Here is a 14,743-nt window from a genome sequence, read left to right on the forward strand (position 1 = left end):
ACATGCAGCTCAAAGATTCGAAGTTGTTCCGCCAGCAGGCGTATATCAATGGCGCCTGGGCCGATGCCGACAGTGGCCAGACCATCAAGGTCAACAACCCGTCGAACAACGAGATTCTGGGTACTGTGCCGAAGATGGGCGCGGCCGAAACCCGCCGTGCGATCGAAGCTGCCGACAAGGCGCTGCCGGCCTGGCGTGCTCTGACTGCCAAAGAGCGTGGCGCGAAGCTGCGTCGCTGGTTTGAGCTGATGCTGGAAAACCAGGAAGACCTGGGCCGTCTGATGACGCTGGAGCAGGGCAAGCCGCTGGCTGAAGCCAAGGGCGAGATTGCCTATGCTGCGTCCTTCATTGAGTGGTTCTCTGAAGAAGCCAAGCGCGTGTATGGCGACGTGATTCCTGGCCACCAGCCGGACAAGCGCCTGATCGTGCTGAAGCAGCCAATCGGCGTGACCGCTGCGATCACCCCGTGGAACTTCCCGGCTGCGATGATCACCCGTAAAGCCGGCCCTGCGCTGGCTGCCGGTTGCACCATGGTTCTGAAACCTGCTTCGCAAACCCCTTACTCCGCGCTGGCGCTGGCTGAACTGGCCGAGCGCGCTGGCATCCCTGCTGGCGTGTTCAGTGTCGTGACCGGCAGCGCCGGCGACATCGGCACCGAGCTGACCAGCAACCCGATCGTGCGCAAGCTGTCGTTCACGGGTTCGACCGAGATTGGTCGTCAGCTGATGGCCGAATGTGCCCACGACATCAAAAAGGTCTCGCTGGAGTTGGGCGGCAACGCGCCGTTCATCGTGTTCGACGACGCGGATCTGGATAAGGCCGTCGAAGGCGCGATCATCTCCAAGTACCGCAACAACGGCCAGACGTGCGTCTGCGCCAACCGCATCTATGTTCAGGATTCGGTCTACGACGCGTTCGCCGAGAAACTGCAGGCGGCGGTCGCGAAGTTGAAGGTTGGCGACGGCCTGGCCGATGGCACCACCACTGGCCCGCTGATCGACGAAAAAGCGGTCGCCAAGGTCAAGGAACACATCGCTGATGCGCTGGGCAAAGGCGCGAAAGTGCTGAGCGGCGGCAACAGCCTGGAAGGCAACTTCTTCGAACCGACTATTCTGGTGAACGTGTCCAAGGACGCGGCCGTGGCCAAGGAAGAAACCTTCGGCCCGCTGGCGCCGCTGTTCCGCTTCAAAGACGAAGCTGAAGTGATCGCGATGGCCAACGACACCGAGTTCGGTCTGGCGTCGTACTTCTACGCTCAGAACATGAGCCGCGTGTTCCGCGTGGCCGAGGCGCTGGAGTACGGCATGGTGGGTATCAACACCGGCCTGATCTCCAACGAAGTCGCGCCGTTCGGTGGCGTGAAGGCTTCGGGCCTGGGCCGTGAAGGTTCCAAGTATGGCATTGAGGACTATCTGGAAATCAAATACCTCTGCCTTAGCGTTTGAAGCTGCTGCGCTCGGTGAGGCTGCGTTAGCAAGGTTCGAAAAAATACTCATTGGCTACAGCCAACTCCGTTTTTTTCGAACCTTGCCGCCTTGCCTGACCGTCGCTCGCGACGCTTCAATGAGAAGTTCTAACCCGCGCAGCGCGAGAGCGACGTTGCGCGGGTATTTGCAGCACCCACCCATTTGGTGGCCGGGAGGCCGCGGCAGTCGATCATCGTATGCTGCCGCTGTTGACCCCGCCGCTTGATCCTTGAACCACGCCGCCCGATGAGCGGTGAATGAGGAAATCATGAGCAAAACCAACGCATCCCTGATGAAACGCCGCGAAGCCGCTGTACCACGTGGCGTTGGTCAAATTCACCCGATCTTCGCCGAGTCCGCGAAGAACGCTACCGTTACCGACGTTGAAGGTCGTGAGTTCATCGACTTCGCAGGCGGTATCGCGGTACTGAACACCGGTCACCTGCACCCGAAAATCGTTGCGGCCGTTCAAGAGCAACTGACCAAGCTGACCCACACCTGCTTCCAGGTGCTGGCGTACGAGCCGTATGTCGAGCTGTGCGAAAAAGTGAACGCCAAGGTTCCAGGCAACTTCGACAAGAAAACCCTGCTGGTCACCACCGGTTCCGAAGCGGTTGAAAACGCCGTCAAGATCGCTCGCGCTGCCACTGGCCGTGCTGGCGTGATCGCGTTCACCGGCGCTTACCACGGCCGTACCATGATGACTTTGGGTCTGACTGGTAAAGTCGTGCCTTACTCGGCCGGCATGGGCCTGATGCCAGGCGGCATTTTCCGCGCCCTGTACCCGAACGAGCTGCACGGTGTGAGCGTTGATGATTCCATCGCCAGCATCGAGCGCATCTTCAAGAACGACGCCGAGCCTAAAGACATCGCTGCGATCATCATCGAGCCAGTGCAGGGCGAAGGCGGTTTCTACGTCGCGCCTAAAGCCTTCATGGCTCGCCTGCGCGAACTGTGCGACAAGCACGGCATCCTGCTGATCGCTGACGAAGTGCAGACTGGCGCTGGCCGGACCGGAACTTTCTTCGCCATGGAACAGATGGGCGTTGCCGCCGACCTGACCACTTTCGCCAAGTCCATCGCTGGCGGCTTCCCGCTGGCCGGTGTCTGCGGCAAGGCCGAATACATGGACGCCATCGCTCCAGGCGGCCTGGGCGGCACCTACGCCGGTAGCCCGATCGCGTGCGCGGCGGCCCTGGCGGTGATGGAAGTGTTCGAAGAAGAGCACCTGCTGGACCGCTGCAAGGCTGTCGGCGAGCACCTGGTGACTGGTCTGAAGGCCATTCAGGCCAAGCACCCGGGCGTGATCGGTGAAGTGCGTGCCCTGGGCGCGATGATCGCCGTCGAGTGCTTCGAGAACGGTGACACCCACAAGCCAAACGCCGCTGCCGTGGCTTCCGTGGTCGCCAAGGCGCGCGAGAAGGGTCTGATCCTGCTGTCGTGCGGCACCTACGGTAACGTGCTGCGCGTGCTGGTTCCGCTGACCTCGCCAGACGAGCAACTGGACAAGGGCCTGAAAATCATCGAAGAGTGCTTCGCTGAAATCGGCTGATGCCAGAAGGGCGCATTGTTGAAAATGTGACCTGTTCGTCAGAAAAAACCTGCTTCGGCAGGTTTTTTCGTTTATTGACGTCAGAAATTTTGCTTTCGGCCTGTCTCCCACGCCAGTCTTTGACTAATGTACGAAGACTGGATGCCGGAGAGTCATGATGACCGTTGTAGAGGCGCCTTCCGTTCCCCGTGTGTTGATCGCCGAAGCCGATCCCTGGGCCCGTGAGATGCTCAGTGAGTTGGTGCTGAATGTGCGTTGCGATGCACAACTGGATGTGTGCCCGGATGGAAAGCAGGCGGTGGACCTCATGCGCGGGTTCATTCCTGACCTGGTGATCGCCTCCCGCGAGCTGCCCGGCGTGGATGGGCTGAGCCTGCTGCGTGGCGTGCGGATGCTCAAACGCCAGACGCCTGTACGCTTCATTCTGCTCAGCAGCCGCAATGACAGCGCCAGTGTGCGCGAGGCCGTGCAACTGGCGCCCACGGCGTACCTGACCAAACCCCTGAATATCGACAATCTGCGTCAGCGACTGGAAAACCTGTTGCTGCGCGATGGCGCCCACGTGGCCTGCGAAGTGCCGGCACTGGCTCCGGGCGTGGGGCTGGATGCATTTCTGGAAAAGCGTCGCGAGTTGGCCGATGGCGGGCCGTTGTACGTCGATGTGCGAGAAGTGCTGACGCGCAGCCGTAACGCCGCTGGCGTCGATCTCAAGCTGCTGGAACACGAGCTTATCGAGGACCCGCATGTCACGGCTGTGCTGATTGCTGCATCCAACAGCGCTTCGCAGCACCAGGGCAAACCGCAGCAGACCCTCGGCCAGGCGCTGACCACGTTGGGCGCCACCCAAAGCGCGAATCTGGTTCAGGGGCTGGCACTCAAGCGCGGCGCGATCCTCACGGACGCCAATCTCATCCTGCAGGCCAGCCAGATCTGGGATGTCTCGCGGCGCACCGCAGGTTATGCGCGCATCCTGGCGCGCACGCTGGATTTGAACCACGAGCGTTGTTATTGCGCCGGATTGCTCAGAAGCCTGGGGGATCTGTCCGTGGTGCGTTGTCTGCAGGAGTGGTTGCAGGCCGGCGGCACGCTGGACGAAACCACCATCGCCCGTGCCCTTGAGCAGTATTCCGCCGCGTTCGGCTCGGCCTTGCGCACCCGCTGGCGCTTGCCGCTGGAGCTGCGTGAGCTGATTGCGGCGGTTTATCAGTACAACACCGGGGTCTATACCCGGGAGGTGTTGGCGATGAACCTGGCCGGGCAGATGGGGCGGCTGGGGCTGGAAGATCCGCTGGAGGCGCTGGCCAAGAGCAAATCGGCGCGGCTGCTGAAGGTCAATGCGACGGATCTTGAGCGGGTGCGTAACAAGCTGGTGGCGTGAGATGGGAACCAAGCGCTTGTAGGAGCGCGCTTGCCCGCGATTGCGATCTGCCTGTGCCAGTTGTGTTGGCTGACACGCCGCCATCGCGGGCAAGCGCGCTCCTACGATGGATTCGCGGATTAATTCGCGCGGCTTTTATACCAACACAATCTGATTCTTGCCCTGACGCTTGGCCTGGTACATCGCCGCATCGGAGCGGGCGAACAGGGCTTCCAGGCTCTGGTCCTGTTTGCCGAGATTGGTCAGGCCCTGGCTTGCCGTGATGCCGAAGCTCTTGTCGTCACGGGTGAACACCAGGCGCTGGATTTCCCGTTGCAGACGCTCGGCGATCTGCTTGGCCATGTCCGGTGCGCAACCAGGGAACACCGCCGCGAACTCCTCGCCGCCAATCCGCCCGAACAGGTCGCCGCGTCGTAACGTCTTGCGACCGCATTCGGCAATACGTTGCAGCACCACGTCACCTTCCTGATGCCCGTAGGTGTCATTGACCAGCTTGAAGTCATCCACGTCCAGCAGCAGAAACGCCATTGGCGTGCCTTGCAAGCGGGCCTGTTCAAACTCACGTTGCGCACACTCGAAGAAGTGACGACGGTTGCTGCTCTGGGTGAGGACGTCGGTGGTGGCCAGGCGTTGAAGTTCATCTTCGAGCTGTTTCTTCTCGGTGATGTCTTCGGCGATGCCGACCACGGTCAGGCGCTGGCCGGCCTGATGGCTGACGAAGCATTTGTCACTGAGCCAGCGCACCTGGCCGTCGGCGCGGATGATGCGGTATTCGCGATCTTCGATGGAGCCCTTTTCCAGCACTTCACTGAGGCTGCGCTCGGCGTAGTCCAGGTCGTCGGGGTAGATACTGTCGCGCCACTCGCCGAAGTCGGCCAGCAGCAGGCCTGCGGAGCGACCGAAAATCCGTTCGTACGCGGGGCTTACGTAGATCATGCGCTGGGTCTGCCAGTCGAACGCCCAGAGTACGGCGTTGACGCTGACCAGAAGAGAGCTGAAAAGCTGTTCCCGCTCGCTCAGACGTGCCACTTCAGCCTGGGCGTGCATCAATGCCAGCAGGGTTTCTGCTGTTGCGGGTGTTTCGATCGAGGATGTCGAGTTGTCCATGAGCACTGCATCTCAGAATAAGGTGCGGCGCACAGCCACAACATGTCACACAGCATAGTGCGAAGGTGCTAATGAGATGGGCATAGTGGCACTAAGTTCCGACGAGCGCGTGCTCATGGAGCACGCGCTGATTAACGGCCTAGGCGTGAGAAGGGCGTAGCGAGTAGGTCTTGAGCTGATCGGCGAAGTCGCGCAGGGACTGGATGCCGCTGGCTTCGGCTTCGTGTACCCAGTCCTTGATGGCGGCCAGCATGTCGTGGCCGTTGCTGCTGGTGCGGGCCCAGATCTGTTGCAGCGCCAGGCGTTTTTCGTAGATCACCTTCAGCGCCTGGCTGTGCTCGAGCATGGTCTGGATGTGCAGTTGATGCTTGTCGTCCAGCAGGCTGGTTTCCCGGGACAGCAGACGTTTGGCGCGGCGGAACTGGTGGCGAACCGAGGCGTCGGCCTTGGCCAGTTCCTGTTTGACCAGCGGCGCGATCACCAGCTTGCGGTACTGGGCCATGATCTGGAACCGGTTGTTGAGGATCGCCATGGCGGTGTCCATGTCCACATGGCCCTTGCCCTCGACGCGGTGCGCGATAGGGGCGACCCGCTGCACCTTGGCCAGGCGCAGCCAGCAGAATAGCTTGATCCACGCCCAGCCCATGTCGAACTCCCAGCGCTTGACCGAAAGCTTGGCCGAGTTGGGGTAGGTGTGGTGGTTGTTGTGCAGTTCTTCACCGCCGATCAGGATGCCCCACGGCAGCAGGTTGGTCGCTGCGTCACGGCATTCGAAGTTGCGATACCCCACGGCATGGCCCAGGCCGTTGACCACGCCGGCGGCCCACAGCGGGATCCAGATCATCTGGATCGCCCAGACCGTGATGCCGATGACGCCGAACAGCGCCAGGTCCAGGACCGCCATGATCGCGATGCCCAATTTCGGGTAGCGCGAATACAGGTTGCGCTCGATCCAGTCTTCGGGGCAGTTCTTGCCGTAGATGCGCAGCGTTTCGGGGTTCTCGGCCTCGCTGCGATACAGCTCGGCGCCCTTGCGCAGGACGGTCGACAGGCCTTTGACCACCGGGCTGTGCGGGTCATCTGCGGTTTCGCATTTGGCGTGGTGCTTGCGGTGGACGGCCGTCCACTCGCGGGTATTCTGCGCCGTGGTCAGCCACAGCCAGAAACGGAAAAAGTGCTTGAGGCCGGCGTTGAGTTCCAGCGAGCGGTGAGCTGAATAGCGATGAAGATAGACCGTGACGCCGACGATGGTGACGTGGGTCATTGCCAGAATGACTGCGACCAATTGCCAGACGGAAAGGTCGAGCAGACCGTTGTTCCACATAGGCTGAAATGCCCTCGGTTGTAACGCGAACAGATGGCGGGCGGCGATGGACCGACCCGATGCGGCAGCGCGCATTATCACTTAGCCAGCAGAGAAAACCAGTCGGCGATTTCGTAAAGCGTCGCAGGATGTTTCTTCCTCTATAATCCGTTTATTTCGTATGGCTTTGGCTTTTCCATGTCGACTATTACCCGTGATGCGCTCAAAACCGCACTGTTGTATGGGCTGCTGTCGATTTTCTGGCTAGCGTTCAGCGACTACCTGCTCCCCCTTCTGATCGATGATTCGATTCAGCTCGCCCGTGCCCAACTGATGAGCGGTTACGGCTGGCTGGCGCTCAGTGCGCTGTGCATTTTCCTCGCCCGTGCGCGGTTGTCGGGGCTGATGAGCGCAAGAAGCCGCGCCCGCCAGGACAAGGACATGCAAAGCCTGCGGCTGGCCGCGGCGGTGTTCGACTGCACCCTGGAAGGGGTGCTGGTCACCGACGCCGACGGAGTGATTGTCCACGTCAACCGGGCGTTCATGGAAATCACCGGCTACCAGCAGGACGAAGTGCTCGGCCAGCGGCCCAGCAAGTTCAAGTCCGGGCGCCACGGCCCTGATTTCTACGAGCGCATGTACAAGACGGTGCTGAGTGCAGGGCAATGGAGCGGCGAAATCTGGAACCGGCGCAAGAGCGGTGAAATCTACCCGCAGTGGCAGAGTATTCGCACCGTCAAGAACGATCAGGGCGCGATCACACATTTCGTTGCAGTCTTTTCCGATATTTCCTCGATCAAGCATTCCCAGCAGGAACTGGCCCATGCGGCGCATTACGACGCACTGACCGGCCTGCCCAACCGTCTGCTGTTCTCGGACCGTGCCGAGCAGGCGCACACCCATGCCCGGCGCAGCAAGCAGTCGTTGGGGCTGCTGCTGATCGATCTGGACCACTTCAAACACATCAACGACAGCCTGGGCCACAACACCGGCGACGAGGTGCTCAAGGCGGTCAGCGAACGGCTGGTCCGGCTGGTGGACAAGGGCGCGACGCTGGCCAGGCTTGGCGGCGATGAGTTTGCAGTGCTGGTGGAGGGGCCGGGGCAGTCCGTGCATGTGGTGGAGCTGGCGCAGGCGCTGCTGGACGGGCTGCGTGAGCCGTTTGTCATCGCTGAACAGACGCTGTTTCTGACGGCCAGCATCGGCATCAGCCTGTTTCCGAACGATGCGATGAACGCCGCGCAACTGCTGCGCAATGCCGACACGGCGCTGTTCCAGGCCAAGAGTCAGGGCCGTGAAGGCTATGCGCTGTACACCGAAGAACTCACCGCCCACGCCCAGCGCCGGCTGGAGCTGACGGCTGAATTGCGGCGGGCCATCGAGCTGGACGAGTTGCGGGTGTTCTACCAGCCGATCCACAACCTCAAGACTCGCCGTATCGAAGGCGTCGAGGCGCTTGTGCGCTGGTGCCATCCGCAGCGGGGGATGGTATCGCCGGGGGAGTTCATTCCGGTGGCCGAGCAGAGCGGCCTGATCGCCGACATCGACAACTGGGTGCTGACCGAGGCGTGTCGGCAGATGTGCCTGTGGCATGAGGCGGGAGTCGGGCTGTCGTTCGTGGCGGTCAACGTGTCGAGCCGGCTGTTCGGGCGTGGTGACCTGGACACTCGCGTTGCCCAGGTGCTGGCCGAAACGGGGCTGGCGCCTGAGTTCCTGGAGCTTGAAGTGACCGAGAGCGCGGTCATGGACGACCCCGAGCAGGCCATCGAGCAGATGCATCGGCTGCGTGAGCTGGGGCTGAAGCTGTCCATCGATGATTTCGGCACCGGGTATTCGTCGATGCTGCGCCTCAAGCGCATGCCGGTGCAGAAGCTCAAGATCGACCAGGGGTTCGTGGCGGGCCTGCCGGGGGACGATGACGACATCGCCATCGTTCGCGCGATCATCGCGCTGGCCAAAGCCATGGGCATGCGGGTGCTGGCCGAAGGCATCGAGCAGGCCGATCAGGCGGCGTTCCTGTTGCATAACCAGTGCGAGTTGGGCCAAGGCTACTGGTTCGCCCGCCCGGTGCCAGCCGAGCAGATCGACTGGGAGCATGCACCGGTCTTCGCACAAGCCTTGTAGGAGCGCGCTTGCCCGCGAACAAATTCAACGCGGTGTGCCCGACACAGCGCGGGGTTCGGGTCGCGGGCAAGCGCGCTCCTACAGCGGTTCAGCGCTAAATTCATTTTGGTTATATCTGCATTCTTAAATAGTATTTTTAAGAATAACCGCTCCTCTCTAATATCGCTCCTACGCCACAAGCAGCTGCCTTCCCACGACGCTGCGGGCACTTCATTTCAGGAGCACGACAATGAGCGCATCTCTTCGCAGCGTCGACGGTCAGGACGAACAAAGCATTCTGCGTGAAATTCAAAGCGCGCTGCGCGATCTGCGCTTCGGCGCGGTGGAAATCACCGTGCACAACGCACAGGTGGTGCAGATCGAGCGCAAGGAAAAATTCCGTTTGCAGAACCCGGGCAAACAGCAGGGCTGATTGACGGAAAAAAGCTTCACCAAAAACTAGAAAAACGCCAACAACACCGATTTCCAGGAGCTTGATTCATGTCCATTCGCCGTTACGCGCTGGCTGCTCTGGCCAGTGCCGTGTTTGCCGGATCCGCCGTTGCCAAGGATTACCAGCTGTTGAACGTGTCCTACGACCCGACGCGTGAGCTGTATCAGGACTACAACGCCGAGTTCATCAACTACTGGACCAAGGCCCACCCAGGCGACACGGTCAAGATCAACCAGTCCCACGGCGGTTCGGGCAAACAGGGCCGCTCGGTGATCGACGGCTCGCCTGCCGACGTGGTGACTCTGGCGCTGGCCGGCGACATCGACGAAATCTCCAAACTGGGCAAATCACTGCCTGCCGACTGGCAAAAACGCCTGCCGGACGCCAGCACCCCGTACACCTCGACCATCGTGTTCCTGGTGCGCAAGGGCAACCCGAAAGGCATCAAGGACTGGGGTGACCTGGTCAAGAAAGACGTTTCGGTCATCACGCCAAACCCGAAAACCTCGGGCGGCGCTCGCTGGAACTTCCTGGCCGCCTACGCCTACGGCCTGAAGGCCAACAACGGTGACGAAGCCAAGGCCAAGGCCTACATCACCGAGCTGTTCAAGCACGTTCCAGTGCTGGACACCGGTGCTCGCGGCGCTACCATCAGCTTCGTGCAGAACAACCTGGGCGACGTGCTGCTGGCCTGGGAAAACGAAGCCTTCCTGTCGCTGAAAGAAGACGGCGGCGCCGACAAGTTCGATATCGTCGTGCCTTCGCTGTCTATCCTGGCCGAGCCACCTGTGGCGGTCGTCGACAAGAACGCCGAGAAGAAAGGCAACACCGAAATCGCCACCGAATACCTCAAGCACCTGTACAGCAAGGAAGGCCAGGAAATCGCGGCGAAGAACTTCTACCGTCCGCGTGACAAGGAAGTGGCGGCCAAGTACGAGAAGCAATTCCCGAAACTGGACCTGGTGACCATCGACAAGGACTTCGGCGGCTGGAAATCGGCGCAGCCTAAATTCTTCGACGACGGCGGCGTGTTCGATCAGATTTACGTACCGCAGTAATGCCGTAGGAGCGCGCTTGCGCGCGATGGCGGTGTGTCAGATACCGTTATGGCGCCTGAACGAAAGCGGTCGCGGGCAAACGCGCTCCTACAAGCGCAGGACATTGCAGATAAAACCTACCCGGACTCGCTCCGGGTAACCTGTATCAACCAAGGACACTTATGTCTCGACGCATATCCCCCGTCATACCCGGCTTCGGGCTGACGCTGGGTTACACCTTGGTGTACCTCAGCCTGATTGTGCTGATACCGCTTGCGGTCATGTTCATCCACGCCTCCCAGCTGAGCGCTGCCCAGTTCTGGAACATCGTCACCGCGCCACGGGTGCTGGCCGCGCTCAAGCTGAGCTTCGGCACGGCGTTCTTCGCGGCGATCATCAACGGCATCATCGGTACGCTGCTGGCCTGGGTGCTGGTGCGCTACACCTTCCCGGGACGCAAGATCATCGATGCGATGATCGACCTGCCGTTCGCATTGCCCACCGCCGTTGCCGGTATCGCGCTGACCGCGCTGTACACGCCGACGGGCCTTGTGGGGCAATTCGCGACTGACCTGGGCATCAAGATCGCCTATACCCCCCTGGGCATCACCCTGGCGCTGACCTTCGTCACCATGCCGTTCGTGGTGCGTACCGTTCAGCCGGTATTGGCGGACATTCCCCGTGAAGTCGAAGAGGCTGCCGCCTGCCTGGGCGCCCGGCCGCTGCAGGTGTTCCGCTACATCCTGGTTCCGGCCCTGCTGCCCGCCTGGCTGACCGGCTTTGCGCTGGCCTTCGCCCGGGGCGTGGGTGAGTACGGCTCGGTGATTTTCATCGCCGGCAACATGCCGATGAAAACCGAGATCCTGCCGCTGCTGATCATGGTCAAGCTCGATCAGTACGACTACGCCGGCGCAACAGCCATCGGCGTGATGATGCTGGTGGTGTCGTTTATCCTGCTGCTGCTGATCAACCTGTTGCAGCGACGCATCGAAACCCCTAACTGAGGAGGCGCACGTTATGTCTGGTCCATCGCTTATCGCCGCTTCCTCCGCCAACGCTGCCCGTCGTGGCAGTGCGGTGTCGCGGCGCATCCTGATCGGCCTTGGCTGGCTGGTCTTTGCATTGTTTCTATTGTTGCCATTGGTGGTGGTGGTCAGCCAGGGCCTGAAGAACGGCCTGGGCGGATTCTTCACCGCCATCCTTGAGCCGGACGCACTGTCGGCCCTGAAGCTGACGATCTACGCGGTGCTGATTTCCGTGCCCTTGAACGTGGTGTTCGGCGTGGCGGCGGCCTGGTGCGTGAGCAAGTACTCGTTCCGTGGCAAGGCGCTCCTGGTGACGCTGATCGACCTGCCGTTTTCGGTATCGCCGGTGATCGCCGGTCTGGTCTACATCCTGATGTTCGGCGCCCGTGGCGTGTTCGGCCCCTGGCTGCAGGATCACGACATCCAGATTGTCTTCGCGCTGCCGGGCATCGTGCTGGCGACCATCTTCGTCACCGTGCCGTTCGTGGCCCGTGAGCTGATCCCGCTGATGCAGGAGCAGGGCACGCAGGAAGAAGAGGCAGCGCGTCTGCTGGGCGCCAATGGCTGGCAGATGTTCTGGCACGTCACCGTGCCGAACATCAAATGGGGCCTGATCTACGGCGTGGTGCTCTGTACCGCGCGGGCCATGGGTGAGTTCGGCGCGGTGTCGGTGGTTTCCGGCCACATTCGCGGCGTGACCAACACTCTGCCGCTGCATGTCGAGATTCTCTACAACGAGTACAACCACGTGGCTGCATTTGCCGTGGCGAGCCTGTTATTGATCCTTGCGCTGTTCATCCTGCTGCTCAAGCAGTGGAGCGAAGCGCGCATTAGCCGTCTGCGCCAAAGCGCGGCGGAGGAATAATTCATGTCGATCGAAGTTCGTAACGTCAGCAAGAATTTCAACGCTTTCAAGGCCCTCAACAGCATCGATCTGGATATCCAGAGCGGCGAGCTGGTGGCGTTGCTGGGTCCGTCCGGGTGTGGCAAGACCACGCTGCTGCGCATCATTGCCGGGCTGGAAACGCCGGACCAGGGCAATATCGTGTTCCACGGCGAGGATGTGTCCGGTCACGATGTGCGTGATCGCAACGTCGGGTTCGTGTTCCAGCACTACGCGCTGTTCCGCCACATGACGGTGTTCGACAACGTCGCCTTTGGCCTGCGTATGAAGCCGAAGAACCAGCGCCCGAACGAATCCCAGATCGCCGCCAAGGTTCACGAACTGCTGAACATGGTGCAACTGGACTGGCTGGCCGATCGCTACCCGGAGCAGTTGTCCGGTGGCCAGCGCCAGCGTATCGCCCTGGCTCGCGCTCTCGCGGTGGAGCCGAAAGTGCTGCTGCTCGACGAGCCGTTCGGTGCCCTGGATGCCAAGGTGCGCAAGGAGCTGCGCCGCTGGCTGGCGCGCCTGCACGAGGACATCAACCTGACGTCGGTATTCGTGACCCACGACCAGGAAGAGGCCATGGAAGTCGCCGACCGCATCGTGGTGATGAACAAGGGTGTGATCGAGCAGATCGGCTCACCGGGCGAGGTGTACGAAAATCCGGCCAGCGATTTCGTCTACCACTTCCTCGGCGACTCCAACCGCCTGCACCTGGGCGAAGACAATCATGTGTTGTTCCGTCCCCATGAAGTGTCGTTGTCGCGGCATGAAGTGGAAGGACACCACGTCGCGGAAGTGCGCGACATTCGCCCGCTGGGTGCGACCACCCGTGTGACCTTGAAGGTTGAAGGCCAGCCGGACCTGATTGAGGCCGAAGTGGTGAAGGACCACGACAGCCTGATCGGCCTGGCGCGCGGGGAGACGCTGTTCTTCAAGCCGAAGGTTTGGCAGAAGGTCGGGAATATCTAACCGACGATGACTTGTAGGAGCGCGCTTGCCCGCGATTGCGGTGTGTCAGCCGATGCAATTGGCACAGGCAGATCGCGGTCGCGGGCAAGCGCCCTCCTACATTCGTACGTCTTATATGGCGGCTTTCTTCATATCCCGCTTATGGGTACGGCCCACGCGGCCTTCGATGTTGCCCTGCAACTTCTTCCTCATTCCCATCAGAAACGCCGCTTCGGCCGTGACGAACAGCGGGCCGATGATCAGGCCTGAGAGGTCGTCGACAAACGCCGGTTTGCGACCTTCGTAATAATGCCCCACGAACTGGATGATCCAGCCCACCACGAACAGGCCCACGCCCGAGGCGAGCCAGACCATGGTGCTCTGCTGCGCCAGATGTGCGCCGATCCACAGGAACAGCGCCAGCACGACGCCCAGCGCGATGCCCAGCGGCCTGTCCAGGCGCAGGTAGAACAAGGTGGCCGCCACGGTCGCCAACAGGGCCGGGGAAAGCCACAGCTCGCCCAGTGCCCAACTGCTCCAGCCGGGGCGTGACAGCAGCACGGAAACTGCCAGCACGATCAGCGGCACGCCCACGAAATGCGTGGCGATGTTGCGGGTGTCACGGTGGTAGGACGCGTACTGACTGAGATGATCGACGAGGTTTTTCATTGTTATTCCTCTATGGATACGTGGATCATGCCCGCTCATTTCTATCTGGCGGATCCATCGGAGGAACCAGCCTGCAATAAAACGCCATCAAGAAAAAGGAGATTCACGTGACGAATGGAACCCAATGGCGCTCATGGTTGGATAACGACAACTGGTTCAACGATCTGCCCACTTCCTTGCAGGATAGCCTGCTCGTGGGGATGCGGCAGCGGCGGTTCACGCCGGGCAAACTGGTCTTCGAGCATGGCGAGCCATCCTGCGGCCTGTACGCCCTGCTGGCCGGGTCGATCCGCTTCAACGGTATCAAGCAGCAACGCCAGGACCTGCCACCTGCCAAAACCCGCATGCCGTACTGGTTCGGCGAGGTTTCGCTGTTCGACGCGTTGCCCCGACTGCACGATGTCTTCGCCGAAGACCAGATCATCGTGCTGCATCTGCCCCAGGTCATCCTGACCAGAATCCTTGAAGACAATCCGCACCACTGGCGCTACTTCGCACGACTTCTGGGGCGCAAGCTCGGCCTTGAGGTGCCGCCGAACGATCAGGTGACCTTGTTACCCACCGATGAGCGTGTCGCCTATCGCCTGCTGCTGCTCACCGAAGGCTACGGTGAAATCGACCGCTCGACCCGCAGCGTTTCCATCAACGACGTGCTGAGCGAGCGGGGGCTGGGGCTGACGCCGGAAGTCGTCGACCGGGTGGTCGGGCAATTCGCAGAGCGTGGCATCGTGCACCGCGACGGCGATTTCATCAGCGTGCTGGACGTCGAGCGCTTGCGCAAGGCTGCGCGTCACCGTCTGACCGGGGGCTAG

13 protein-coding genes are annotated in these 14,743 nt (G+C 61.3%); 10 read left to right on the top strand and 3 right to left on the bottom strand.

The features are described 5' to 3' along the window. Positions 1-2 precede the first annotated feature (2 nt). The 3 genes from gabD (at position 3) to ACIPO9_RS24435 (ending at position 4,396) form a co-directional block, all read left to right on the top strand. Entirely contained in the window at positions 3-1,445 is a 1,443-nt protein-coding gene (gene gabD / locus ACIPO9_RS24425; protein WP_400611039.1) for an NADP-dependent succinate-semialdehyde dehydrogenase, read from the top strand. A 289-nt stretch (positions 1,446-1,734) separates the two neighbouring features. Further along, positions 1,735-3,018 carry a 4-aminobutyrate--2-oxoglutarate transaminase gene (gabT, locus tag ACIPO9_RS24430; protein WP_274134164.1) on the top strand — a complete coding sequence of 428 codons (1,284 nt, stop codon included), beginning with the start codon at positions 1,735-1,737 and terminating at the stop codon, positions 3,016-3,018. A 154-nt stretch (positions 3,019-3,172) separates the two neighbouring features. Beyond that, the gene (locus ACIPO9_RS24435; RefSeq protein ID WP_274134165.1) at positions 3,173-4,396 is read left to right on the top strand and encodes an HDOD domain-containing protein; all 1,224 of its coding nucleotides are present in this window, start codon (positions 3,173-3,175) and stop codon (positions 4,394-4,396) included. A 135-nt stretch (positions 4,397-4,531) separates the two neighbouring features. On the opposite strand, the gene ACIPO9_RS24440 is transcribed toward ACIPO9_RS24435, so the two are convergent. Together ACIPO9_RS24440 and desA are read right to left on the bottom strand one after the other, a co-directional pair. Continuing rightward, entirely contained in the window at positions 4,532-5,503 is a 972-nt protein-coding gene (locus tag ACIPO9_RS24440) for a sensor domain-containing diguanylate cyclase (protein WP_274134166.1), read from the bottom strand. A gap of 139 nt (positions 5,504-5,642) precedes the next feature. Continuing rightward, on the bottom strand, positions 5,643-6,827 hold the full coding sequence (desA, locus tag ACIPO9_RS24445) for a delta-9 fatty acid desaturase DesA (RefSeq protein WP_274134167.1): 1,185 nt from the start codon (positions 6,825-6,827) through the stop codon (positions 5,643-5,645). A 177-nt stretch (positions 6,828-7,004) separates the two neighbouring features. On the opposite strand from desA, the gene dibA reads away from it, so the two are divergent. The 6 genes from dibA to ACIPO9_RS24475 all read left to right on the top strand — a co-directional run bounded on the left by dibA (position 7,005) and on the right by ACIPO9_RS24475 (position 13,283). After that, positions 7,005-8,930 carry a phosphodiesterase DibA gene (dibA, locus tag ACIPO9_RS24450; protein WP_400784001.1) on the top strand — a complete coding sequence of 642 codons (1,926 nt, stop codon included), beginning with the start codon at positions 7,005-7,007 and terminating at the stop codon, positions 8,928-8,930. Positions 8,931-9,159: 229 nt separating this feature from the next. Continuing rightward, positions 9,160-9,342 (top strand): sulfur starvation response protein OscA, encoded by a 183-nt coding sequence (oscA, locus tag ACIPO9_RS24455; protein ID WP_274134169.1) that lies wholly within the window; start codon positions 9,160-9,162, stop codon positions 9,340-9,342. A gap of 68 nt (positions 9,343-9,410) precedes the next feature. Next, on the top strand, positions 9,411-10,421 hold the full coding sequence (locus ACIPO9_RS24460) for a sulfate ABC transporter substrate-binding protein (RefSeq protein ID WP_274134170.1): 1,011 nt from the start codon (positions 9,411-9,413) through the stop codon (positions 10,419-10,421). Positions 10,422-10,582: 161 nt separating this feature from the next. Next, complete coding sequence (cysT, locus tag ACIPO9_RS24465) at positions 10,583-11,404, top strand: sulfate ABC transporter permease subunit CysT (protein ID WP_274134171.1); 822 nt, start codon at positions 10,583-10,585, stop codon at positions 11,402-11,404. A gap of 13 nt (positions 11,405-11,417) precedes the next feature. Next, the gene (gene cysW, locus ACIPO9_RS24470; RefSeq protein ID WP_274134172.1) at positions 11,418-12,290 is read left to right on the top strand and encodes a sulfate ABC transporter permease subunit CysW; all 873 of its coding nucleotides are present in this window, start codon (positions 11,418-11,420) and stop codon (positions 12,288-12,290) included. 3 nt (positions 12,291-12,293) lie between these two features. Continuing rightward, complete coding sequence (locus ACIPO9_RS24475; protein WP_400611051.1) at positions 12,294-13,283, top strand: sulfate/molybdate ABC transporter ATP-binding protein; 990 nt, start codon at positions 12,294-12,296, stop codon at positions 13,281-13,283. 111 nt (positions 13,284-13,394) lie between these two features. On the opposite strand, the gene ACIPO9_RS24480 is transcribed toward ACIPO9_RS24475, so the two are convergent. Next, positions 13,395-13,931, bottom strand: a complete 537-nt coding sequence (locus tag ACIPO9_RS24480) for a DUF962 domain-containing protein (RefSeq protein WP_400784003.1) — start codon at positions 13,929-13,931, stop codon at positions 13,395-13,397. 107 nt (positions 13,932-14,038) lie between these two features. On the opposite strand from ACIPO9_RS24480, the gene ACIPO9_RS24485 reads away from it, so the two are divergent. After that, the gene (locus ACIPO9_RS24485; protein WP_400784004.1) at positions 14,039-14,743 is read left to right on the top strand and encodes a Crp/Fnr family transcriptional regulator; all 705 of its coding nucleotides are present in this window, start codon (positions 14,039-14,041) and stop codon (positions 14,741-14,743) included.

It is taken from the genome of Pseudomonas sp. NPDC090203, from assembly GCF_044746765.1.
Classification (GTDB): Bacteria; Pseudomonadota; Gammaproteobacteria; order Pseudomonadales; family Pseudomonadaceae; genus Aquipseudomonas; species Aquipseudomonas putida_AD.